Below are 21,646 nucleotides of genomic sequence, written 5' to 3'. Positions count from 1 at the left end.
TGATCAGATAGGGTTAGGCCGCGTTATATAGACGCGTAGAAACCAATCCGGATCCATTCATGTTGTTCAGTTTTTTGGCGGCTGCCAAAACCGCGAGATCGACAATTGGTTCGATCAACAAAACCGATGCATAGGCCAAGCCAAAAGAGGCAACCGATGCCAGATTGTCTGCGCCAAAACCCTGACCATAAATCGCCCAGAATGCGACCCATGCGATCACGCCACCCTGATAGGCGGCTGATAGTTTCAACGCCTGTCCATAAGACAGATCAACATAGGCCATGTCAGAGGGTACGATTTTTTTGGCGACAAAATGGATGGCAAACAACGGCATCAGCAATGTTGTGACGTTCACTGTAAACATCGGTACATCAGATGGGGCAAATAGCATGCCCTGCAGCGCCAGACCTGCGGCCAGACCAATCGCAGCCGGGGCTGTGCCCAGAACCAGCAACAATGTGGTGCCCAAAATAAAGTGCACTTCGGAAATACCGACCGCAAAATGGGGCAACACTTCGAAGAAAATGAACACACAGATTGTGGCGATGGCACTGCGCGCGATCAGGGAAATCGGCCCCTTATCCTTCAGGCTGTCCCAGATCAATTTTGCGGCGATTGTGGCCGAGCCAGCTGCGGTTGCGACGCTCAGTGCCATTTTGGCGCCGTGTACGACGCCAGGTTCGATATGCATATCTCTCTCCTTTACCGTCATCCCCGACGGTGGTTATGTCTACACATGGCAGGTCTCCTGACTTGCGGTCGTGGCCTCCGTCGCCTTCCCAAGGATGTGTTCCTCAGTGGCCTATGACGGACGCGCACCGCTTACAGTCGCGGGGGCGGTTGTGGCATTGAACCTCCTGATTGGATCGGTCCGCACCATATTCCCTTTTGATCCCTCAAGGTGCTTTGCACCCCTCATCGGGAACCATGTCGGGCCTTTGTGGGTTAACGTCCCATTTGGGTCAAGCCGGATTCCGACGCGATGGGGGGCAATAACGTCGCATTTTGAGGGCGGATATCGGCGATTATCCGCAATATCTTGTGGATAAGTGGGCAGGTTATCCCAGATACGGGGGTCTTTCATTGACACAGATGCCTGCCCTGATCAGACTTTTACGATCAACCAGAATCACACGAGGCCCCATTGCGGTTCACCAAACTCAGGCTCAACGGCTTCAAAAGCTTTGTCGATCCGACCGATCTGATCATCACCGATGGTCTGACCGGGGTGGTGGGTCCAAATGGCTGTGGCAAATCCAATCTGCTCGAAGCGTTGCGTTGGGTGATGGGCGAAAACCGCCCCACCGCCATGCGCGGGGGCGGCATGGAAGACGTGATTTTTGCGGGCGCATCATCGCGTCCCGCGCGCAATTTCGCCGAAGTGGTTTTGCAGATCGACAACACCGAACGGCTGGCCCCGGCAGGGTTCAACGACAATGACCTGTTGGAAATCACCCGCCGCATCACCCGCGATGTGGGGTCCGCCTACAAAGTCGGGGCCAAAGATGTACGCGCGCGCGATGTTCAGATGCTGTTTGCGGATGCGTCCACCGGGGCGCATTCCCCGGCTTTGGTGCGGCAGGGGCAGATTTCTGAACTGATCAACGCCAAACCCAAAGCCCGCCGTCGCATCCTAGAAGAGGCGGCCGGGATTTCAGGCCTGTATCAACGTCGCCACGAAGCAGAGCTGAAGCTAAAAGGCGCGGAGCAAAACCTGACCCGTGTCGATGACGTGATCGAACAGCTGGCCGGGCAATTGGGGCAATTGGCCCGCCAGGCACGACAGGCCGCCCGGTATCGCGAAATTGGTGGCAATCTGCGTCTGGCCGAAGGATTGCTGCTGTATCGCCGATGGAAAGAAGCCGACGAAGCCCGCGCCGCCGCCCAAGCCTATCTGAAGGAACGCACTGTTGCGGCCGCCACCGCCGAAGGGGCCGCGCGTCAAGCCAGCAAAGCCCGCACCGCCCAAGAAGACGTGCTGCCACCGTTGCGCGAAGAAGAAGCAATTGCCGCCGCAGTGCTGCAACGCTTGCAAGTGCAGCGTGACACCTTGGCGGATCAGGAAAAACGCGCCCAAGATACAATCGAAACGCTGACATCCCGCATTGCGCAATTGACCCGTGACATCGACCGCGAAGCCGGGCTGAACAAAGATGCAGGCGAAACGATTGAACGGCTGGATTGGGAGGCCGATCAATTGGCCAAAGCCAGCGAAGGCCACGACGAAAAGCTAAGTGAGGCCGACAAACAGGCCCAAGACGCCGCGCAATTGCTGCAAGAACGCGAAAGCGACATGACCCGGCGCACCGAAGATATGGCACGTCTGTCAGCGCGGCACCAATCGGCCAAACGTCTGTTGGATGACAGTCAGAAAACACTGACCCGCAACGAAAGCGACGCCGAACGCGCCCGCATTGCCAGCACCGAAGCCAAGGCCGCGCTGGCCAAATCCGCCGAGGATCTGAACGCCGCCCAAGCCAAATCCGAAGCCGCCGCCACCACCGTGGCGGCCGCCGAAGAAACACTACTGCAAACCGAAGCCGCCCGCGCCGAAGCGCAAAGCCGCGAAAGCGATGCGCGCGTGGCCCGCTCCGAGGCTGAGGGCGAGGCGAACGCTTTGATGGCAGAGGTGAACGCGCTGGCCAAACTGGTGGATCGCGACGCCCCCGAAGGCAGCCAGATCATGGATCAGCTGACCGTTGAGGGCGGCTATGAAAAGGCGCTGGGCGCGGCTTTGGCCGATGATCTGCGCGCCCCTGCAATCAATATGGACGCGGTGACCGGCTGGGTTGCGTTGCCCACCTATCTGTCGCAACAACCCCTGCCAGATGGCGTGCAGGCGATGACCAATTTCGTCAAGGTTCCAGATGTTCTGGAACGCCGCATGGGGCAGGTGGGGCTGGTCAATCGGGTTGAGGGCGCGCAATTACAGGGCACGCTGAAACCCGGCCAGCGCTTGGTCAGCCTAGAGGGCGATCTGTGGCGCTGGGACGGGTTCCGCGCCGGGGCCGAGGATGCGCCATCTGCGGCAGCGTTGCGATTGCAGCAATTGAACCGGTTGGTGGAATTGAAACGCGACCTAGAAGACGCCAAATCCCGCGCGGATGGCACTAAATTGGCCCATTCCGAACTGACCCGCCGCCTGACGGCCCTAACCGAAGCCGACCAAGCCGCGCGCCAAGCCCGACGGGATGCGGATCGGTTGATGGCCGACGCCGCGCGTGAGCTTAGCCGTGCAGATGCTGATAAAAACATGGCCGAAGGCAAGTTGGAAACCTTTGGCCTGACGTTGCGCCGCCACGAAGAAGATGCATCCGCCGCGCGGGTGCAGTTGAAAGAAGCCGAAGCGGCGGTGGCGCAGCTGGGTGATCTGGATGATGCGCGTGACGAGGTGGAACAGGTCAAAATGGCCGTAGAAGCCGCGCGGATCACCATGATGACCCGCCGTGCGGCCCATGACGAATTGCGCCGCGAAGGCGATGCGCGCACCAAACGCAGCCAACAGATCACCAAAGACGTGTCGGGTTGGCGTCACCGATTGGAAACCGCCAATAAACGCACCGCTGAACTGGCGGATCGCAAAGCCGAAAACGAAGCGGAATTAGAAGGGGCCAGTGCAGCGCCGGGCGAAATTGCGGCCAAACGCGCCGAGCTGGCCACGGGGATCGAAGAGGCAGAAACACGGCGCAAGGCCAGTGCGGATAAGTTGGCACAGGCGGAAACTGATCTGCGCGAAATGACCGTGACCGAACGCGAGGCAGAGCGTCAGGCATCTGAGGCCCGCGAAGCCCGCGCCGCCGCCGAAGCCCGCGCAGACGGGGCGCGTGAAACCGTGGATGCCGCCGCAGAACGGATCATGGAAACGCTGGAAACCACGCCCCAAGATTTGCTGGAAGGTCTGGATGCTGACCCCGAAAAAATGCCCAGCTCTGAGGCCATTGAGGCAGATGTGAATCGGTTGAAACGGCAGCGCGACGCGTTGGGGGCGGTGAATTTGCGCGCCGAAGAAGACGCCAAAGAGGTCCAGGATGAGCATGATTTGCTGGTCAAAGAAAAGCTGGATCTGGAAGAGGCGATCAAAGCGTTGCGCACTGGGATTGCGGGCCTGAACAAAGAAGGCCGTGAACGGCTTTTGACCGCATTCGAAGAAGTGAATCGCAGCTTTTCGGTGCTGTTCACCCATCTGTTTGGCGGCGGAGAGGCGAACTTGGTTCTGGTCGAAAGCGATGACCCGCTGGAAGCCGGGCTGGAAATCATGTGCCAACCACCGGGCAAAAAACTGAGCACTTTGAGCCTGTTGTCGGGGGGGGAACAGACCCTGACGGCGATGGCGCTGATCTTTGCGGTGTTTTTGGCCAATCCCGCGCCGATTTGTGTGCTGGATGAGGTCGACGCGCCGCTGGATGACGCCAATGTGGGGCGGTTCTGTGATCTGCTGGATGAAATGACGCGGCGCACCGATACGCGGTTTTTGATCATCACCCACCACGCAGTCACCATGAGCCGTATGGACCGGTTGTTTGGGGTGACGATGGGCGAACAGGGTGTCAGCCAATTGGTGTCTGTGGATCTGAAAAAAGCCGAACAATTGGTGGCCTAAATGGCGGCATCATTCTGCCTGACACAAATGTGAAAGGTCAGACCGCGCGGATGCGGTATGTCTGGGATATGAAAAATTTTATTTGGGCCAGTTTGCTGGCCGCGACCCCCGTTTTAGCATCCCCAGCTTTGGCACAGGACTGGGCCGTTCATGGGACTGATCAGCGCCTGGACAGAGCCACGCTGGAGGCGGCCATAATGCCCGGACCTTTGGTGTTTTATGATGATGGGCAAGCGCAGTTTTCCCCCGATGGCGGCTATGCCTATACATTGTCGGATATCAATGGTGGGGCAACGTCGTTTGGGACCTATCAATTGTCAGATGACGGCGTGGTGTGCGTTACCTATGAAAATGGGCTGTCGCGGTGTGATCTATACGTGAAATCAGGGGACCGATTGGTGGTGATCACCCAAGAAGGTGGGCGGTTTCCAGTGCGCCCTTAGCGGGTGGCAAGAGACGCGCGGCTTTGCCGACGCCCCTCCCGCCAGCCCGTTATAGACGGTTGAGGAGAGCAGGCGTGGGCCATGCATCTGCGGGCAGGCCAAGGCGGGCCTGTTCGGCCTGAACCGCGCTACGGGTTTTCGCACCAAGGATGCCATCAACCCCGCCCACATCGTAACCACGCGCCTGCAATTTGCGTTGTAGCTCTTTCATTTGATCGCCGTTTAGTCCGGTTTCGGCATTGCCCGCGTCATAAACCGGCGCGCCCATCAAACGGGTGGCAAAATAGGCGGCTGTGGTGACGTAAACAAAGCTTTGGTTCCATTCAAAATAGACCCGGTAATTGGGATAGGCGAGGAAGGCGGGGCCGTTGCGCCCCATGGGCAATAGGACAGATGCCTGCATGCTGGCCGGTGCCAATGATCCGGTGCGCGCATTCACGCCAAGCGCCTGCCATTGGCCGACGGACATTTCGGTATCAAGCCCGGTCATGCGCCAGTCCAGATCCGAGGGCACGGTGATTTCTTGTAGCCATGGTTCACCGGCGCGCCAACCCAGATCGTGCAACATAGCAGCGCCTGACAGTAGGGCATCGGGTGACGACCGTTTCAGGTCAACCTGACCGTCCCCATCGCCATCGCGACCATTTTTTAGGATATCGGCGGGCAGCATTTGCACTTGGCCGATTTCGCCAGCCCATGCGCCGGTTGTCGTGGCGGGATTGAAGTCACCGCGGTCGAACAATTGCAGGGCCGCAAAGACCTGAGGGCGGAACAATTCTGGACGCCGGCAATCATGGGCCAAAGTGACCAGAGCGTTTAACGTGTTAAAATCACCCTGCACCTGACCAAAGTCGGTTTCAAACGCCCAAAAGGCCAGCAAAACTCCGCGGGGAACGCCGTATTCGGTGTCGATCCGATCAAATATCGCATCATAGCGCTGCCCATAAGACGCACCGTTTTGCACCCGGTTCGAAGAAATAAGGCGGCGGGAAAAGTCGACGAAATCGCGCTGAAACACGCCTTGGGACCGGTCCGCGCGAATGACGGCGGGGTCATGGCGCACGGATGCAAAAAACGCATCCACATTGGACGCAGAATGGCCGCGACTTGTGGCCTCAGATTTCAGGTCTTGGACAAAGGCACCAAAGGTGCCGCCGCATGTCTGAGCGGAAACAGCGCCTGCCAGAAAAGTGGCGGCAAGGGATAGGGCGAGGCGCATAAAGCTTCCTTTCAGAGGGTTTTGGGCAAGGTAACAGGATCATCCAAGCCGACAAAGGTCAGAAAATCATGACCATAAGAACCACGCCAAAGGCCACGGCCCATGATCGCCACAGGGTCTGAACCGCCGCGTCTATCGCATCTGGGCCGATATCATGCTGGCCTGTTGTGTTGACATAAGGATAGTTGCGCAGGCGGCCGTGATAGGTGCGCGGGCCGGATAATGCGACATTCAGGACGCGCGCCATGGCTGATTCTGGCCAGCCCGCATTGGGGGATCGATGCAATGCCGCATCGTCGCGGATCGCAACATATCCACCGCAATGGGGGGCGGTGATCCAGATGAACAACGCGGTTAGGCGGGCCGGGATCAGGTTGAGCAAGTCGTCAAACCGGGCTGCGGCCCAGCCGAATTCCAGATGGCGACCGGTTTTGTAGCCGATCATACTGTCCGCGGTGTTGGTGATTTTGTAGATCAACAGACCGGGCAGGCCGCCCACCAAAAACCAAAATGCAGGGGCGATGACCCCGTCGGATTGATTTTCGGCGGCGGATTCAATGGCGGAACGGGCAATGGCTGGGGCGGGCATGCCGTCTGTGTCACGACCCACAATCATCGCAACCGTGCGACGACCATCCCCAACCGACAGGCGCAACGCATCGGCGACAGCGCGGACATGTGTAGTCAAGGATTTTTGAGCCAAAAGCACCGCGCAAATCACGATATCAATCCAGCGACCGGGGACATATGCCAGCAATAGCCCCCCCAAAAAGGCGGCCATAATGAGGTTGATGAACACCAATGTGCCGCGCATGCGACGCCCTGTGCCGCGATTGAAGCGTTTGTCCATGTAATCGATGACACGGCCCATCAGGATTGCGGGATGCGGAATGCGTGACCATAGCCATTCGGGTTCGCCAAATAGCGCATCAAGGATCATGGCAAGAAGGAGGGCGGTCGCGAGGCTCATGGGGAAAGCTATAAGATGGGAGGGACGTTCGCCGCAAGCGGCATCACCCCGCCCCCCATCCCTTTAGAGGGCGGCGGAGATGCGGGTGTGTTGATCTGGATGTGGCAGACCCAAACGCAGCCACGTTTTGGAATAGGGGAAAACCCGCGACCAGATTTTCTGTTCGGCCAAGCGGGTTTGAAAGGCAACGGCGTCTGGCACTTGGTACAGACGAAACAGCGATGTCCCACCAACCAGAGCACCATGCGGGGCCATGGCCTGATCCAGAAACGCGGCGTCTTTGGCCAGACGTGCGCGGGTGGCAATTGCCCAATTGTAATCCGCCAATGCGGTGGCCCCGGTTTGCAAGGCCGGGCCAGATACCTGCCAAGGGCCAATGGCCTCTCGCAGTGGAGCAAGCGTTTCCGGGCGTCCAATGGCAAATCCAAGCCGCATTCCGGCCAGCCCCCAAAATTTCCCAAAGCTTTTGAGCACAATTGTGTTGGGGGTTTGGGCACAGGCCATCAAAGAGGTGTCGGGCGCAACGTCGCCAAAGCTTTCGTCGATGATGCAGAAATCCGCCTGTGCATCGGCGGCCGTCCAAACCCGCCCATCTGGGTTGTTGGGGTTCACGATGACGCGCGCTTTGGCGGGGCCGTTAGGGTGCACCTGCCAGCCATTGGCAACAAATGCGGCGGCATGTTCATTATAGGTCGGGGCCGGGATCGTGACATCGGCGGCCTTGGCCAGTGCCGGGATCCGCGCAATCAAAGCGGATGCGCCGGGGGCGATGATCACATCCAAATCAACCGGCACATTCCATAGATTGCGCGCGGCCTGTTCCAGTTGATCAAACGCCGCGCGATCAGGCAATGCCGTCCATGCATCCGGGGCAAACGACCCTACAGGATAAGCGACGGGATTGATACCGGTGGAAAGATCGACCCAATCGGCACGTGTCCCACCCCATTTGGCAATCGCCGCGTCCAGCCCGCCGCCATGATCGCGGGGCGTGTTCATTCGGATGTCGGCAATGGGGGGTGGCGGGTGATAAAATGCCCCTTAACGCCCTGTGGCCATTCCCGATATGGAACCTGGCCGGACGTGGATTGCGCGTGTTTTTCGGCATAGTCTACGATGGCTTGGGCGCTATCTGTGTCAGGTTCAAATTTACCCAATGTATAGGCCAGTTTGGCATCCGCCTGAATGGCGATGTTACAGCCATGCCCACAGCCCATCAGGCAGGAAACACGACGGGTTTTGACGTCGGTTTTTTGCGCCGCTGCGGCTTCGATCAGGTCAGCCAATGTTTCGCCATCGGTCTGTGACGCGGTGTCGGCGTCCCAATCTTCGCGTTTGCAAGTATCGCAAATTGTAATCCATGTGCTCATGAGCGTGATTTGTCCTATCTTTCGTCATTTGTGAAGCGAAAACACGCCAATGTGACATAACCTTTTGGTCACTTTTAGGTTTTGTTAACACTTTGGGCGGAATTAAGGGGTAAATTTTTAGCGTGTAAGTTTCTGGCTTATCTAGTGGTTGATCGCGTTAAGACAACATCTTGTAGTGAGAAAGCAACATTGCATGGGAGAAAACATGAATGTTTTGATTGTCGAAAGCAAAGCCCATCTGGCCCAGATCTGGCGCGCCCATCTGCAAAGATACGGGGCTGAGGTGGACTTGGTTTATGACGGGGATCTGGCATTAGAATGCCTGGCCGAAAAGGCATATGAAGCGATCGTTCTGGACCTGTTTCTGGACAATGGCAGCGCCATGGCTGTCGCGGATTATGCCCAATACCGCCATCCGGATTCAAAAATCATCTTTGTGACCGATACAACGTTTTTTTCCGATGGGTCCATTTTTCGCCATATCCCTAACGCGGCGGGGTTTCTAAGAACGCAAACCCCGCCGGAAGATTTAGCCGCGATCGTCGATCACCACGGCCGCGCGGCGTGAAATTCGCGTTCTGTACTCTGTCATGATTTGTTGCGCGGGTGGTCCTTAGCTTTGCGTTCGTTTCCGCGTTTATAATTGCCGGTCAGGCGCGCCATATCCTGCTGTTGGTCCTGTAAATCGCTGTCTTGCATATCTTCGATGAACCAAGACGCCTTTTCGCCCCGCAGCGTTGTGGCTTTGGCACCGCGATGGAAAATTTCCACGTCGCCATTGCGTTTGCGTTTATAGGTAAACCCCAGATCCTCGTCTTTCACACTGCACCTCTTTGCACTTTTGCCAAAGGCAAGATTGGCTGGTGAAAGACAAAAATCAAGGTCTGGTGTCAGCCGCGCCCATGCGGGGCGTTGAAATCCAGATCAGGATTGATGGGTATGATACGGCTGGGGTTAATTGTTTCGTGGCTAAAATGATAATGCCGCACGATGTGGTCGAAATTCACCGTCTCGGCCACGCCCGGAATTTGGTATAACTCACGCGTATAGGCCCACAGGTTGGGATAATCGATGATCCGGCGGCGGTTGCATTTGAAATGCAAGTGATAGACCAGATCAAACCGCACCAATGTGGTGAACAGACGCCAATCGGCTTCGGTCAGGGTATCCCCCATCAGATAGCGATTGTCCGACAGGCGTTCTTCGAGCCAATCAAGCGTGTCAAACAGCGGATAAATCGCGGCATCATAGGCGGTTTGAGTGGTGGCAAAGCCCGCTTTGTAGACCCCATTGTTCAGCGTGTCATAGATGCGTTCATTGACCTTTTCGATGGCGGCATGTTGGGATGCGGGCCAGTAGTCAATGTGATTTCCCGTGATGTCATCAAAGGCAGAATTGAACATACGGATGATTTCCGAACTTTCGTTCGACACGATGGTTTTCAAACATTTGTCCCACAAAATTGGCACGGTTACGCGCCCGGAAATCTGCGGATCTGCGCGGATGTAAACATCACGCGCAAAGGCGGACCCAAACAGACGGTCGCCCGTCGCGCCGGGATAGCCCGCATCAAAGCTCCAACCGTCGCCCATCATATCTGGATGCACAACTGACACGCCAATATGGTCGTTTAACCCTTTGAGCGCACGAAAGATCAACGTCCGATGCGCCCAGGGGCAGGCCAGTGACACATAAAGATGATAACGACCGCTTTCGGCCTCAAACCCTTTTTCGCCACTGGGACCCGCATCGCCATTGGGCGTGATCCAATTGCGGAATTTTGCGGTTGTGCGTTGAAACGATCCCCCGGTGGATTTCGTATCGTACCAGACGTCATGCCAAACGCCATCAACAAGCTGACCCATCTGGGGCTCCTTCAATTTGTGTTACGGGCAACCTAAGCAGCAATCTACGCACAGAATACCGGTAAGAAGGCGCAATGAGCGTGCGTGAATGCACATCAACCGGTCAGAAGGCGGAAAACGTCGGTATTCGTATCTGTGTTGACGCTAAACCATTTGCGACTCTGAAATGGGCTGCTTATACCCACCCCCACGACGACGCCCACTTGGGCCAGAGAGGTTGTTGCGATCAAGAGGTCGACCCAAACAGGGGGCCGCTGCGCAAATCGTCCAAACCGCCGTGGCGGGTCTCTGGCCGTGCATGCAGGAGGACCCTATGCGGTACGCACTCACGGTACTATTCACCACCCTCGCCGGGGGCGCATATGCGCATCCGGGACATTTGATCGAACTGGCAGGCCATGACCATTGGGTTGCAGGCGGTGCCATTGGTGCTGCGATTTTGGCCGGGCTTTGGGGGGCGCTGAAAGGCAAAAAACCCGAAGAGTCCGAAGAAATCGACGCCGAAGCAGAAGAGATTGAAGAGCTGGAAGGGGCCGAAGCATGAGCCCTGCTAATACAGGCCCCAAAACCGGTGTCATGATTTGTGGCCATGGGTCACGATCCCAGGATGCGGTTGATGAATTTGCGGTTCTGGCGGAAAAACTGCCCGCCTATCTGCCCGAAGATTGGCTGTGCGAATACGGCTATCTGGAATTTGCCAACCCGGTGATCCGGGACGGGTTGGACAAACTGCGCGCGGCTGGATGTGACCGCATTCTGGCCGTGCCGGGCATGTTGTTTGCCGCGATGCATGCCAAAAATGACATCCCAACCGTGCTGAACACCTATGCCGCCAAACACGGGATTTCCGTATCTTATGGTCGCGAATTGGGCGTGGATCCCAAAATGATCGCCGCCGCCGGGGATCGCATTCAACAAGCCGTGGATACGGCCAATGCCGAACATGGCGACGTGGCCCTGCATGACACTTGTCTGGTTGTGATCGGGCGCGGCGCGTCTGATCCCGATGCCAATGGCAACGTCGCTAAAATCGCCCGGATGCTGCACGAAGGCATGGGCTTTGGCTGGTGCGAAGTGGGCTATTCCGGTGTGACATTCCCACTGGTCGAACCCACCCTCAGCCATGCCGCCAAACTGGGGTATAAACGGATCATTGTGTTCCCGTATTTCCTGTTTGCGGGGATTCTGATCGACAGGATTTATGGGTTCACGGATCAGGTGGCCGCCCAACATCCCGACCTGCAAGTCGTCAAGGCAGGCTATCTAAACGACCACGCTAAGGTGCTGGAAACATTCGCGGAACGCATCAAGGAACAAGTCAGCGCCACTCCGCCCCCCAATTGTGGAACCTGCCAATATCGCACCCAAGTATTGGCCCTGGATGATGTGGATGCCCCGCAGGTGTCTCACGCGGATCGTTTGGCGATTGCGCGCGCTGAGGCGGGGGATCACCCGGCCTTTGGTCTGGTGCCACCGCCCACATGTGTGCTGTGCAAATACCGCACCGAAGTGCTGGGTTTTGAGGACGAAGTTGGTTCTGTCCAAGAAAGCCACCACCACCACGTCGAAGGGCAGGGGGCATCTGCACCCGGTTCCAACGTGGCCGATTGTGCGATGTGTGACACATTCTGCACCGGCATGTGCCGGTTGGTTGGCGATGCCGGACATCATCATCACCACCATCACGACCACCACCACGGCCATGATAACCATCATGACCATCATCACCACGATCACGTACATGCAGAATACCCCCATGCAGATCACCCGCATGGCCCTGAATCCGCACGCAAATCACCCAATCCATCCGGGGAAACAACCGAGTGAGCCTGCGCTACGAACGTGACCCGATGGCGATCTATGCGGCCAGCTTTGCCACGGTGCGCGCCGAGGCCAAGCTCGACCGGTTCGCCCCGGCCATGCAGCCGGTGGTCACGCGGTTGATCCATTCCTGCGGGATGGTTGAAATCGCGGATCGGTTGGCGTTTTCGCCCAATGCTGCGCAGGTCGGCCATGCCGCATTGGCCGCAGGCGCGCCGATCCTGTGTGATTGCGAAATGGTCGGGGCCGGGATCATTCGTCGGTATCTGCCCCGCGACAATCAGGTGATTGTGACCCTGAACGATCCCAGCGTGCCTGACCGCGCCAAAACGATTGGCAACACGCGATCCGCCGCCGCAGTCGAACTGTGGCGCAGCCACATAGAAGGCGCGGTTGTGGCGGTTGGAAATGCGCCCACGGCCCTGTTTCGACTGCTAGAATTGCTGGACGAAGGCTGGCCCAAACCGGCCGTGATCCTTGGCTTTCCGGTTGGGTTCATCGGGGCGGCCGAATCCAAGGCGGAACTGGCCAACAATGCGCGCGGCTGCGATTTTATCGCGCTGCGGGGCCGCAAAGGCGGCTCTGCCATGGCGTCGTCGGCGGTCAATGCACTGGCAGCTGGTCTGCCAGAGGATCGGACATGACTTTTCTGATGCAACGCGCTGCCGTGATCGGGCTTGGAACCGGGCTGGCGATTGGGTTCGGGTTGCATCGGATTTTTGACGCCGCGATTGTTGGGTTTGCCATTGGATTGGCCGTGGTAGGCGCAATTTATCTAGGGGCATTGCTGACAGAGCCTGCCCCATCACGTCGTGCAATTTGGCAGGAATCGACCGTTTCCGCGCTGACATTCGGGCTGGTTGCGCTGGGTGTTTTGATCAATCCGCATTGGCTGGTTCTGGGTTATTTCGGCCATGCCGCATGGGATTGGGCCCATCACGGCCACCGATGCGGCGCCCGTATCGTGACCTGGTATCCGCCATTCTGCGCCGTGGTCGACATCGTCTTAGGGCTTATTTTATTGGGGATGATCCACCTATGACATCTGAATTGGCATCCACGACACCTTGGTTACATGTGGTCGGAATAGGCGAAGACGGCTTGACCGGGTTGACGCCTGTGACCCGCGCCGTTCTGGACGCCGCAGACGTGATCATCGGCGCGGAACGCCACCATGGTTTGGTTTTGTCCAACAAAGCCGAACGCCTGTCCTGGCCGTCGCCGTTTTCACATATGTTAGACGTCGTAACCGGGCTGCGTGGACGGCTGGTGGTTGTGCTGGTCACGGGCGATCCGTTGTGGTTTTCCGCCGGGGCCCGGATCGGGCGCAGCGTAGAGCCGTCCGAAATCGTGTTTCACCCCCAAGTGGGCGCATTTCAATTGGCCGCCGCGCGCATGGGCTGGTCGATGGCGGATCTGGAAACACTGACCGTGCATGGCCGTCCGGTTGAACAGATGATCGCGTTTATTCAGCCCGATGCACGGCTGTTGGTTTTGACAACAGGGGCGGAAACACCGGCCCAGATTGCGGCCTTTTTGACGGAACGTGGTTTTGGCAAATCCAAAATGACCGTACTGGCCGCCATGGGGGGCGACCGAGAAGAACGCTATGACGGGCTGGCCGAAGATTGGGATCACATTGTCCCTGATTTCAATACCTTGGCCGTAGACTGTATCGCCGCGCCCAATGCGGCCTTGTTGCCGCGTGTGCCGGGATTGGCGGACAATTTGTTTCAGTCCGACGGCACCATGACCAAGCAAGAAGTGCGCGCCGCGACCTTGGCCAAATTGATGCCCATGCGTGGCGCATTGTTGTGGGACATTGGCGCGGGCAGCGGATCGGTGGCGATCGAATGGATGCGCGCGGCCCATTACGCACGCGCCATCGGGATCGAACCGCGCGCCGATCGTCGGGCCATGGCCGCCGCCAATGCGCTGGCACTGGGCACGCCCCGTTTGCAATTGGTCGAAGGAACCGCGCCGGATGCATTGACCGGATTAGAAGCCCCTGACGCGATTTTCATCGGCGGGGGATTGTCGATGGACGCGTTTGATGCGGCATGGGCGGCGCTGAAACCATTGGGGCGGCTGGTGGCCAACGCCGTCACCCTAGAAAGCGAAGCGGTGATGATCGCCTTGCATGCAAAATACGGCGGCGAGCTGGTCAAAGTCAGCGTGCAACGGGCGCAACCTGTGGGCCGCTTAACCGGATGGAAACCTTCTATGACCGTCACACAACTCAGCTTGGTGAAGCGATGACAGGTGTATTATACGGCGTTGGGCTTGGACCCGGCGCGGCAGATTTGATGACATTGCGCGCCGCCCGTTTGATCGAAACGGCGAATGTGGTGGCCTATCCAAGCCTTGAAGGTGGGGACAGCTTTGCCCGTGCCATCGCAGCGGAATTGATCCCGGCGGATGCGCAGGAAATTGTCATGGACATCCCTATGACCGTTGAACGCGGCCCGGCGCAGGCAGCCTATGACGCAGGCGCGGCGTCTATTGCTGACGCGTTGGATGCAGGCCATGACGTGGTGTGCCTGTGCGAAGGGGATCCGTTTTTCTATGGCTCGTTCATGTACCTGTTTGCGCGTCTGTCAGATAAATATGACGTCGAAATTGTGCCCGGCGTGACCTCGATCACCGCCTGTGCCGCCTCGGCGAAAACACCGCTTGTGGCGCGCAACGAACGTCTGACGGTTTTGCCCGGCCCATTGCCCGAACCCGAATTGCGGGCCCGCATTGAAGGCGCAGAAAGCGTCGCAATCATGAAGGTCGGCCGCCATCTGGCGAAAATTCGCGCGGTGATCGACGATCTGGGTCTGACCGACAATGCCTCTTATATCGAACGGGCCAGCTTGCCCAATCAGGTGGTGTTGCCTTTGGCGCAAGCCCCTGAAAAAGCACCTTATTTCTCTATGATCCTCCTTGTGAAAGGGACCGACCCATGGCTGTAACGCCCATCGTTTTAGCGCTGTCAAAATCCGGCGAACCCACCGCCCACAAAGTTGCGGCCCTGCTGGGCGCGCAAGTGCATGGCCGTCAAGGACGTGTCACCAAGGCGGATGCGTTTTTTGACAATGCGCTGGACCACACCCGCGATTTGTTTGCCGCTGGCGTGCCGATTGTTGGCGTTTGTGCATCGGGCATTCTGGTGCGCGCCGTGGCGCCGTTGCTGGCGGATAAACGCAGTGAACCGCCCGTGGTGGCGGTGGCCGATGATGGCAGCGTGGTTGTGCCTTTGCTGGGCGGTCATCGCGGTGCGAACCGGATTGCCAGCACTGTGGCCAAGGGGCTGAACGCCGTGTCTGCGGTCACAACTGCTGGCGATGTGGCGTTGGGTGTCGCACTGGACGAACCCCCGGCAGGCTATCGGTTGCAAAACCCCGAAGCCGCCAAAGGTGCGATGGCGATTTTGCTAAACGGCGGCGGCGTGGTCTGGAGCGACGAAGAAATGTTCGGCGTCGATCTGCCCGAAGGCGATGATCTGGAATTGCTGGTCACCGAGGCCGAAGGCGAAGGCAATGACACACGGCTGGTCTATCACCCGCAACGTTTTGCGCTGGGGCTGGGCTGTGCAAGGGGGGCCGACCCAGAAGAAATGTGGAACCATGTGCAAGGCGCGCTTCATGCGGCGGACGTGGCCCAAGGTGCCGTCGCCTGTGTGGCGTCAATTGACCTAAAGGCGGATGAACCCGCCATCATCGAAGTGGCCAACCGTTTGGGCGTGCCGCTGCGCCTGTTCACTGCCGCTGAACTGGAATCTGAGGCAAGCCGTTTGGCCAACCCATCCAAAGTGGTGTTCGAAGAAGTCGGCTGTCACGGGGTTAGCGAAGGCGCCGCGCTGGCCGCATCAGGTGCGGATGGTGAATTGTCCGTGGAGAAAAGCAAAACCGCGAACACTACCTGCGCCTTGGCGCGATCCGAAGATCCGATTGTGGACATGCCTGGGCGCGCACGCGGGCGTTTGTCTGTGGTGGGCATTGGTCCGGGGCAGGCGGCTTGGCGTACACCAGAAGTGTCCAAATTGGTCGCTGAGGCCGAAGAATTGGTGGGATATGGATTGTATATTGATCTGCTGGGCCCCTTGGCTGGAGGCAAAGAACGGTCCGATTTCCCATTGGGCGGCGAAGAGGCGCGGTGTCGCTATGCGCTGGAACAAGCGGCAAAAGGCAAAAACGTCGCGCTGGTTTGTTCCGGGGATGCCGGGATTTATGCGATGGGCGCGCTGGTGTTTGAACTGCTGGATCGGGGCGTGGATGAACATGGCGTATCCGATGCAGCGCACCGGGTCGAAGTGGTCTGTTCGCCGGGCGTTTCCGCACTGCAAGGAGCGGCTGCCCGGGCCGGGGCGCCGCTGGGGCATGATTTCTGCACGATTTCCCTGTCAGATTTGCTGACACCGCGGGATGATATTGTGCGCCGTCTAAAGGCCGCCGCGGAAGGTGACTTTGTCATCGCGTTCTACAATCCCGTGTCAAAAACCCGCCGCACATTGCTGGCCGAAGCGCGCGACATCCTGTTGCAACATCGCCCAGCTGACACGCCGGTGATGCTGGCCAGTTCGCTGGGCCGTCCAGAGGAAAACGTGCGCTATCGCCGGTTGGATGAATTGGAAGTGGACGAAGTTGACATGCTGACGGTTGTGCTGATCGGATCGTCCAATTCACGTCTGGCTGAGCTGGGCGAAGGACCACGCATGTTCACCCCGCGGGGCTATGCCCGCAAAATCGATGGGGATCTGGCCAAGCCCGCATAAGGCAGGCGTGATCCAAAGGAATGGGCTTTGCCCATGCAGGTTTATTGGTGCGTGTCGCCATGTGAGCCCGAAACGCGGGCTGAGGAGAGATTGAGATGAAGGTTTATTTCATTGGCGCAGGCCCCGGCGATCCGGAATTGCTGACGCTGAAAGCGCAGCGGATCATTGGGGAATGTCCGGTTTGTCTATATGCTGGATCATTGGTGCCAGAACAGGTGGTGGCCGGAGCGCCAGATGGGGCGCGTGTGATGGACACGGCGGTGATGACGCTGGACGACACCCATGGCGAAATCCTGGCGGCCAAGGCGCGCGGCGAAGACGTGGCGCGGGTGCATTCCGGTGATCCGTCGCTATATGGGGCGATTGCCGAACAAATCCGCCGGTTGCGCGCTGATGATATCGACTATGAAATTATCCCCGGCGTGCCCGCCTATGCGGCGGCGGCGGCGGCGATCGGTCAGGAACTGACGATCCCGGAAATTGCGCAATCCATCGTGCTGACGCGGATGTCGATGCAATCCACATCCATGCCTGACGGTGAAACGCTTGATAATTTTGGCCGCACGGGGGCTACGCTGGCGATCCATCTGGCGGTGCGCAATATGCGTGAAATCGAACGTCAGCTGGTGCCGCATTACGGGATCGATTGTCCGGTTGTGGTGGCCTATCGCGTCGGTTGGCCGGATCAGATGATCATTCGCGGCACTTTGGCCGATATCCGCAAAAAGGTGCGCGCCGAAAAAATCACCCGCACCGCGTTGATCCTGTTGGGCCCTGCGCTGGCCGAAGCCCGTGAATTCCGCGATTCGGCTTTGTATGACCCGAAAATGCCCCATGTGCTGCGTCCGGTGACCGGAATCGATCTGGTTGAGGACCACAATACCTGACCTTTTGGCTAATTTGGGCGCTCTATCCGACTGACATCCAATGTTTACTTGATCTTTGTAAGTCTCAGTTCATGGTAAATGCAGGATGGAGATCACTATGTCGGATATTTTGCCCGAAGCCGTATTGCAGGGACTGAAAGAAGCGCGTCGCAAGGCGGAGCGCAAAGCCAGTCGACTTTATGTCGAAGTGGGCGAAGTGCGCCTGCGGGTTCTGCGCAAATGGGATACGGGGTTTGCGGTTGATGCTGCGGAAGCGCCGCAATTACGGGGGCTGGTGGATCTGTTTGATGGCGGCAAACATCTGTATCAATGCCTGATCATCGCCACATCCGAAGTGGACGGTGAATGGCATTATGAATTCAAACGCAGCACATTGGCAATGGATCAGGCACCACTGGATTATGTGCGCGCCACAGATGCGCCGATTGCGTTTCTACCGCGCCACTAGGTGTAAAACCGGTACCCGCCGGGGTGTTTCAGGACCATATCGGCCCTGAAACGGCGTTCTGTCATTGAAGATCAGCAAAGGCTTTTTGCATCCGTTCCACGGCCTCAATCACTTGGGCGCGGGGGGCGGCAATGTTGAAACGCAGAAAATCCTCGCCGCCTTTGCCAAAGGTTGGGCCGTGATTGACCGCGATTTTTGCTGATTGTTCAACGCGCTGGGTGAATTCAGGGCGGGCCATGCCGGTGCCCGAAAAATCAACCCATGACAGATAGGTTGACGCCAAATTCATCGAAGACAGGCCGGGGATCGCGTTAATGCCTTCGTCAAAAACCTTGCGGTTGCCATCCAGATAGGCGCGCAGATCATCCACCCAAGCCGCACCTTCTGGGGAATAGGCGGCGGTGGTCATGAACAGGCCAAACGAATTGGGCGACATCCCCAGCGCGGCCATACGCCCGGCGAATTTGCGGCGCAGGTCAGGGTCGGCGATGATCACATTGCCTGTGTGGCTGCCAGCGATGTTAAACGTCTTGGTCGTGGCGGTCATCATGACCAACCGGTCCTCGATCCCGTCGATTTTGGTCATCGGGATATGGCTGTGGCCGGGCATCACCAGATCGTGGTGGATTTCATCCGACACCAACACCAGATCATGGCGTTTGGCGAAATCGGCGACGCCTTGCAATTCTGCGCGGGTCCAGACACGCCCACCGGGATTGTGCGGCGAACACAGGATCACCATGCGTTCATTGCCGGTCATTTGCGCGTCATAGGCGTCGAAATCCATTTCGTAACGCCCGTTATTGTTGACCAATTCGCATTCCACCAGCGTCCGATCCGACGCCGCAATCACCCGTGCAAAGGCGTGATAAACTGGGGTAAACAGAACCACACCGTCGCCCGGCTTGGTAAACGCATCAACGCACAGCGCGGTGCCATTAACCAACCCATGCGTGGTAAAGATCGAGGCAGTATCCACGTCCCAATCATGCCGTTCCTTCATCCACCATTGGATCGCAGACAGATATTTGCCGTCATCGCCAAAATACCCATAAACCCCATGATCCAGTAGCTTTTGCAGCGCGTCCTGCACAACACTGGGCGGGCGGAATTCCATGTCAGCCACCCACATTGCCAAACCACCATCGGCAGGAACGCCGTAAATCTGCCCCATCATGTCCCATTTTACGCAATGGGTGTCACGGCGGTCGATCGGGGTGTCAAAACTCATGGTGTTCTCCTTTGGGCGCACGGTATCCATTGCAACGGCAGGCGCAAGCCCCGTTGCGAATTGTCCTGTCATGGCCTACATGAACGCCATGACTTTGCGCCCGATCCTGATCCATCCCGACCCTCGCCTGAAAAAGGTCTGTGACCCCGTGACTGAAATTACGGATGCGTTGCGCCGTCAGGCTGATGATATGCTTGAAACCATGTATGATGCGCCCGGTGTTGGGCTGGCTGCGCCGCAAATTGGCGTGATGAATCGCATGTTTGTGATGGATTGCGTCAAAGACGAAAACGAAGCCCCCAATCCAATGGTGATGATCAACCCAACGATCACATGGGAATCAGACGAACTAAACGTCTACGAAGAGGGCTGTTTGTCGATCCCGGAACAATATGGCGAAGTCGAACGCCCCGCCGAAGTTGAAATGCAATGGCTGGGTTTGGACGGAGAAACCCATAGTCAGAAATTCGACGGGCTGTGGGCGACCTGTGCGCAGCATGAATTGGACCATTTGCGCGGCAAGCTGTTTATCGACTACCTCAAACCGCTGCGCCGCCAGATGATCACGCGTAAAATGCAGAAACTTAAACGCGAATTGGCGCGCGGCTGATGGCGCGTCCTTTTGTGATGTACCCGCACAAAGTGCTGCGTTCGATTGCAGCGCCCGTGGCCGAAATCACCGATGAAACCCGCGCGATTTGGGATGAAATGATCGACGCAATGGAGACCATGCCGGGCTATGGACTGGCCGCGCCGCAATTGGGCATCGGGCTGCGCTTGGCCGTGGTGGATTGCAGCAAAGATCGCGGTCAGGTCGTGCGTCTGGCCAATCCCGAAATTTTGCATGCCAGCGTGGAGCCGCGCGATCACGAAGAAGCCTCGCCTAATTTGCCGGGCGTGTCGGGCGCTGTGACCCGGCCACGCGCCGTTACGGTGCGGTTTTTGAACGCCGATGGCGTGTCAGAAGACAAAGATTTTGTCGGGCTGTGGGCCACATCCGTGCAGCACCAAATCGACCACTTGAACGGCAAAATGTATTTTGATCGGATGAGCCGTATGAAACGGAATATGCTGATCAAAAAGGCCGCAAAAATAAGGGGATAACCCATGCGCGTGATCTTTATGGGAACGCCGGATTTTTCGGTTCCGGTGCTGGATGCGTTGGTTGATGCAGGTCACGAAATTGCCTGTGTTTACTGTCAGCCGCCCCGTCCGGCGGGACGCGGCAAAAAGGATCGCCCAACCCCGGTTCATGCCCGCGCTGACGCGCTTGGGCTGCCTGTGCGCCACCCGATTTCGTTGAAAAATGCGGATGAACAGGATGCATTTGCCGCGCTGAACGCGGATATCGCCGTGGTTGTGGCCTATGGTTTGATCCTGCCGCAAAATGTGCTGGACGCGCCCAAACAGGGCTGCCTGAACATTCACGCATCCCTATTGCCACGTTGGCGCGGCGCGGCACCGATCCATCGCGCGATTATGGCAGGTGATGCCCAAACCGGGGTTTGCATCATGCAAATGGAGGCCGGATTGGACACTGGGCCGGTTTTGTTGCGCGAAACCATCGATATCGCACCTGATGACACAACCGGATCGCTGCATGACCGCCTGTCGGCCTTGGGCGCAACCGCGATCCTTGACGCGCTGGCCACATTGGAAACCCTGACGCCTGAAAGGCAGCCTGAAACCGGCGTGACCTATGCGGCCAAAATCGACAAGTCCGAGGCGCGGATCGATTGGACCAAACCCGCCATTGAAATTGACCGCCAAATTCGCGGCCTGTCGCCGTTTCCCGGCGCGTGGTGCATGGTCAATGACGAACGGATCAAGCTGTTAAACGCAAAGGTCGCAGACGGCCAAGGCACGCCCGGGCAGGTCCTGTCGGATTTCACCATCGCCTGTGGCAGCGGTGCAATCACCGTCACCAGCGCCCAGCGACCGGGCAAAAAACCAATGCCAGCCGATGTGATCCTGCGCGGTCTAGATCTGGGAACGCAAGTAACCTAATTTCGACAACCAGATGGTCGAAAACT

Annotated in this window: 23 protein-coding genes and 1 riboswitch; of the genes, 15 read left to right on the top strand and 8 right to left on the bottom strand. The window is 57.9% G+C overall.

Going from position 1 to position 21,646, the window contains the following annotated elements:
• Nucleotides 1–13: 13 nt before the first annotated feature.
• Nucleotides 14–691 carry an energy-coupling factor ABC transporter permease gene (locus AB1F12_RS12950; protein WP_368184788.1) on the bottom strand — a complete coding sequence of 226 codons (678 nt, stop codon included), beginning with the start codon at nt 689–691 and terminating at the stop codon, nt 14–16.
• A 29-nt stretch (nt 692–720) separates the two neighbouring features.
• A riboswitch (cobalamin riboswitch) is annotated at nt 721–945 on the bottom strand.
• 199 nt (nt 946–1,144) lie between these two features.
• On the opposite strand from AB1F12_RS12950, the gene smc reads away from it, so the two are divergent.
• Both smc and AB1F12_RS12940 read left to right on the top strand, forming a co-directional pair.
• Nucleotides 1,145–4,600, top strand: a complete 3,456-nt coding sequence (smc, locus tag AB1F12_RS12945; RefSeq protein WP_368184787.1) for a chromosome segregation protein SMC — start codon at nt 1,145–1,147, stop codon at nt 4,598–4,600.
• A gap of 68 nt (nt 4,601–4,668) precedes the next feature.
• Nucleotides 4,669–5,043 carry a hypothetical protein gene (locus AB1F12_RS12940; protein WP_368184786.1) on the top strand — a complete coding sequence of 125 codons (375 nt, stop codon included), beginning with the start codon at nt 4,669–4,671 and terminating at the stop codon, nt 5,041–5,043.
• A gap of 49 nt (nt 5,044–5,092) precedes the next feature.
• On the opposite strand, the gene AB1F12_RS12935 is transcribed toward AB1F12_RS12940, so the two are convergent.
• The 4 genes from AB1F12_RS12935 to AB1F12_RS12920 all read right to left on the bottom strand — a co-directional run bounded on the left by AB1F12_RS12935 (nt 5,093) and on the right by AB1F12_RS12920 (nt 8,602).
• Nucleotides 5,093–6,262 (bottom strand): lytic murein transglycosylase, encoded by a 1,170-nt coding sequence (locus AB1F12_RS12935; RefSeq protein WP_368184785.1) that lies wholly within the window; start codon nt 6,260–6,262, stop codon nt 5,093–5,095.
• 58 nt (nt 6,263–6,320) lie between these two features.
• Nucleotides 6,321–7,232, bottom strand: a complete 912-nt coding sequence (gene cbiB / locus AB1F12_RS12930) for an adenosylcobinamide-phosphate synthase CbiB (RefSeq protein ID WP_368184784.1) — start codon at nt 7,230–7,232, stop codon at nt 6,321–6,323.
• A gap of 63 nt (nt 7,233–7,295) precedes the next feature.
• Nucleotides 7,296–8,231, bottom strand: a complete 936-nt coding sequence (locus AB1F12_RS12925; RefSeq protein WP_368184783.1) for a threonine-phosphate decarboxylase — start codon at nt 8,229–8,231, stop codon at nt 7,296–7,298.
• On the bottom strand, nt 8,228–8,602 hold the full coding sequence (locus AB1F12_RS12920; protein WP_368184782.1) for a DUF1636 family protein: 375 nt from the start codon (nt 8,600–8,602) through the stop codon (nt 8,228–8,230). Before AB1F12_RS12920 ends, AB1F12_RS12925 begins: the two co-directional genes overlap by 4 nt.
• Before the next feature lie 205 nt (nt 8,603–8,807).
• On the opposite strand from AB1F12_RS12920, the gene AB1F12_RS12915 reads away from it, so the two are divergent.
• Nucleotides 8,808–9,170, top strand: a complete 363-nt coding sequence (locus tag AB1F12_RS12915; protein ID WP_368184781.1) for a response regulator — start codon at nt 8,808–8,810, stop codon at nt 9,168–9,170.
• Between the two features lie 20 nt (nt 9,171–9,190).
• Here AB1F12_RS12915 and AB1F12_RS12910 read toward each other — a convergent pair whose 3' ends face one another.
• Both AB1F12_RS12910 and AB1F12_RS12905 read right to left on the bottom strand, forming a co-directional pair.
• Entirely contained in the window at nt 9,191–9,424 is a 234-nt protein-coding gene (locus tag AB1F12_RS12910; protein ID WP_368184780.1) for a hypothetical protein, read from the bottom strand.
• 68 nt (nt 9,425–9,492) lie between these two features.
• Complete coding sequence (locus AB1F12_RS12905) at nt 9,493–10,467, bottom strand: glutathione S-transferase family protein (protein WP_368184779.1); 975 nt, start codon at nt 10,465–10,467, stop codon at nt 9,493–9,495.
• Between the two features lie 313 nt (nt 10,468–10,780).
• Between AB1F12_RS12905 and AB1F12_RS12900 the strand changes: the two genes are divergently transcribed.
• From AB1F12_RS12900 to AB1F12_RS12860, 9 genes are all read left to right on the top strand, one after another.
• Entirely contained in the window at nt 10,781–11,011 is a 231-nt protein-coding gene (locus tag AB1F12_RS12900) for a DUF6732 family protein (protein WP_368184778.1), read from the top strand.
• Nucleotides 11,008–12,294 carry a sirohydrochlorin chelatase gene (locus AB1F12_RS12895; RefSeq protein WP_368184777.1) on the top strand — a complete coding sequence of 429 codons (1,287 nt, stop codon included), beginning with the start codon at nt 11,008–11,010 and terminating at the stop codon, nt 12,292–12,294. The genes AB1F12_RS12900 and AB1F12_RS12895 overlap by 4 nt, the downstream gene beginning before the upstream one ends.
• A gap of 23 nt (nt 12,295–12,317) precedes the next feature.
• Nucleotides 12,318–12,932, top strand: coding sequence for a precorrin-8X methylmutase (locus AB1F12_RS12890; protein WP_368188367.1), 615 nt, complete (start codon nt 12,318–12,320; stop codon nt 12,930–12,932).
• Nucleotides 12,929–13,330 (top strand): hypothetical protein, encoded by a 402-nt coding sequence (locus AB1F12_RS12885; protein ID WP_368184776.1) that lies wholly within the window; start codon nt 12,929–12,931, stop codon nt 13,328–13,330. The genes AB1F12_RS12890 and AB1F12_RS12885 overlap by 4 nt, the downstream gene beginning before the upstream one ends.
• A complete protein-coding gene (cbiE, locus tag AB1F12_RS12880) occupies nt 13,327–14,547 on the top strand; it encodes a precorrin-6y C5,15-methyltransferase (decarboxylating) subunit CbiE (RefSeq protein ID WP_368184775.1) in 1,221 nt (406 codons plus the stop codon). The genes AB1F12_RS12885 and cbiE overlap by 4 nt, the downstream gene beginning before the upstream one ends.
• Complete coding sequence (gene cobI, locus AB1F12_RS12875; protein WP_368184774.1) at nt 14,544–15,245, top strand: precorrin-2 C(20)-methyltransferase; 702 nt, start codon at nt 14,544–14,546, stop codon at nt 15,243–15,245. Before cbiE ends, cobI begins: the two co-directional genes overlap by 4 nt.
• Nucleotides 15,236–17,047: a precorrin-3B C(17)-methyltransferase gene (cobJ, locus tag AB1F12_RS12870; protein ID WP_368184773.1), complete on the top strand. Its 1,812-nt coding sequence runs from the start codon at nt 15,236–15,238 to the stop codon at nt 17,045–17,047. Before cobI ends, cobJ begins: the two co-directional genes overlap by 10 nt.
• A 95-nt stretch (nt 17,048–17,142) precedes the next feature.
• Nucleotides 17,143–17,934, top strand: a complete 792-nt coding sequence (gene cobM, locus AB1F12_RS12865) for a precorrin-4 C(11)-methyltransferase (protein WP_368184772.1) — start codon at nt 17,143–17,145, stop codon at nt 17,932–17,934.
• Nucleotides 17,935–18,031: 97 nt separating this feature from the next.
• Complete coding sequence (locus AB1F12_RS12860; RefSeq protein WP_368184771.1) at nt 18,032–18,382, top strand: hypothetical protein; 351 nt, start codon at nt 18,032–18,034, stop codon at nt 18,380–18,382.
• A 61-nt stretch (nt 18,383–18,443) separates the two neighbouring features.
• Here AB1F12_RS12860 and AB1F12_RS12855 read toward each other — a convergent pair whose 3' ends face one another.
• Complete coding sequence (locus AB1F12_RS12855) at nt 18,444–19,613, bottom strand: MalY/PatB family protein (RefSeq protein WP_368184770.1); 1,170 nt, start codon at nt 19,611–19,613, stop codon at nt 18,444–18,446.
• Nucleotides 19,614–19,701: 88 nt separating this feature from the next.
• Here AB1F12_RS12855 and def (AB1F12_RS12850) point away from each other — a divergent pair, with 88 nt between their 5' ends.
• Genes def (AB1F12_RS12850) through fmt form a run of 3 tightly spaced genes read left to right on the top strand, consistent with a single transcriptional unit; the run spans nt 19,702 to nt 21,620 of the window.
• The gene (gene def, locus AB1F12_RS12850; RefSeq protein WP_368188366.1) at nt 19,702–20,223 is read left to right on the top strand and encodes a peptide deformylase; all 522 of its coding nucleotides are present in this window, start codon (nt 19,702–19,704) and stop codon (nt 20,221–20,223) included.
• A complete protein-coding gene (gene def, locus AB1F12_RS12845) occupies nt 20,223–20,717 on the top strand; it encodes a peptide deformylase (protein ID WP_368184769.1) in 495 nt (164 codons plus the stop codon). The genes def (AB1F12_RS12850) and def (AB1F12_RS12845) overlap by 1 nt, the downstream gene beginning before the upstream one ends.
• Before the next feature lie 3 nt (nt 20,718–20,720).
• Nucleotides 20,721–21,620 carry a methionyl-tRNA formyltransferase gene (fmt, locus tag AB1F12_RS12840; RefSeq protein WP_368184768.1) on the top strand — a complete coding sequence of 300 codons (900 nt, stop codon included), beginning with the start codon at nt 20,721–20,723 and terminating at the stop codon, nt 21,618–21,620.
• Nucleotides 21,621–21,646: the final 26 nt, after the last annotated feature.

Source organism: Aestuariibius sp. HNIBRBA575 (assembly GCF_040932005.1).
Classification (GTDB): domain Bacteria; phylum Pseudomonadota; class Alphaproteobacteria; order Rhodobacterales; family Rhodobacteraceae; genus CANLNM01.
Note: the sequence above shows the minus strand (reverse complement) of the source record. Positions and strands in the feature narration are given on the sequence as shown.

Excerpts from the sequence above, each read along its gene's own strand:
- AB1F12_RS12950 (WP_368184788.1), bottom strand. The coding sequence starts at position 691 with ATGCATATCGAACCTGGCGTCGTACACGGCGCCAAAATGGCACTGAGC.
- AB1F12_RS12940 (WP_368184786.1), top strand. The coding sequence starts at position 4,669 with ATGAAAAATTTTATTTGGGCCAGTTTGCTGGCCGCGACCCCCGTTTTA.
- AB1F12_RS12935 (WP_368184785.1), bottom strand. The coding sequence starts at position 6,262 with ATGCGCCTCGCCCTATCCCTTGCCGCCACTTTTCTGGCAGGCGCTGTT.
- cbiB (WP_368184784.1), bottom strand. The coding sequence starts at position 7,232 with ATGAGCCTCGCGACCGCCCTCCTTCTTGCCATGATCCTTGATGCGCTA.
- AB1F12_RS12925 (WP_368184783.1), bottom strand. The coding sequence starts at position 8,231 with ATGAACACGCCCCGCGATCATGGCGGCGGGCTGGACGCGGCGATTGCC.
- AB1F12_RS12920 (WP_368184782.1), bottom strand. The coding sequence starts at position 8,602 with ATGAGCACATGGATTACAATTTGCGATACTTGCAAACGCGAAGATTGG.
- AB1F12_RS12915 (WP_368184781.1), top strand. The coding sequence starts at position 8,808 with ATGAATGTTTTGATTGTCGAAAGCAAAGCCCATCTGGCCCAGATCTGG.
- AB1F12_RS12905 (WP_368184779.1), bottom strand. The coding sequence starts at position 10,467 with ATGGGTCAGCTTGTTGATGGCGTTTGGCATGACGTCTGGTACGATACG.
- AB1F12_RS12900 (WP_368184778.1), top strand. The coding sequence starts at position 10,781 with ATGCGGTACGCACTCACGGTACTATTCACCACCCTCGCCGGGGGCGCA.
- AB1F12_RS12895 (WP_368184777.1), top strand. The coding sequence starts at position 11,008 with ATGAGCCCTGCTAATACAGGCCCCAAAACCGGTGTCATGATTTGTGGC.
- AB1F12_RS12890 (WP_368188367.1), top strand. The coding sequence starts at position 12,318 with ATGGCGATCTATGCGGCCAGCTTTGCCACGGTGCGCGCCGAGGCCAAG.
- AB1F12_RS12885 (WP_368184776.1), top strand. The coding sequence starts at position 12,929 with ATGACTTTTCTGATGCAACGCGCTGCCGTGATCGGGCTTGGAACCGGG.
- cbiE (WP_368184775.1), top strand. The coding sequence starts at position 13,327 with ATGACATCTGAATTGGCATCCACGACACCTTGGTTACATGTGGTCGGA.
- cobI (WP_368184774.1), top strand. The coding sequence starts at position 14,544 with ATGACAGGTGTATTATACGGCGTTGGGCTTGGACCCGGCGCGGCAGAT.
- cobJ (WP_368184773.1), top strand. The coding sequence starts at position 15,236 with ATGGCTGTAACGCCCATCGTTTTAGCGCTGTCAAAATCCGGCGAACCC.
- cobM (WP_368184772.1), top strand. The coding sequence starts at position 17,143 with ATGAAGGTTTATTTCATTGGCGCAGGCCCCGGCGATCCGGAATTGCTG.
- AB1F12_RS12860 (WP_368184771.1), top strand. The coding sequence starts at position 18,032 with ATGTCGGATATTTTGCCCGAAGCCGTATTGCAGGGACTGAAAGAAGCG.
- AB1F12_RS12855 (WP_368184770.1), bottom strand. The coding sequence starts at position 19,613 with ATGAGTTTTGACACCCCGATCGACCGCCGTGACACCCATTGCGTAAAA.
- def (WP_368188366.1), top strand. The coding sequence starts at position 19,702 with ATGACTTTGCGCCCGATCCTGATCCATCCCGACCCTCGCCTGAAAAAG.
- def (WP_368184769.1), top strand. The coding sequence starts at position 20,223 with ATGGCGCGTCCTTTTGTGATGTACCCGCACAAAGTGCTGCGTTCGATT.
- fmt (WP_368184768.1), top strand. The coding sequence starts at position 20,721 with ATGCGCGTGATCTTTATGGGAACGCCGGATTTTTCGGTTCCGGTGCTG.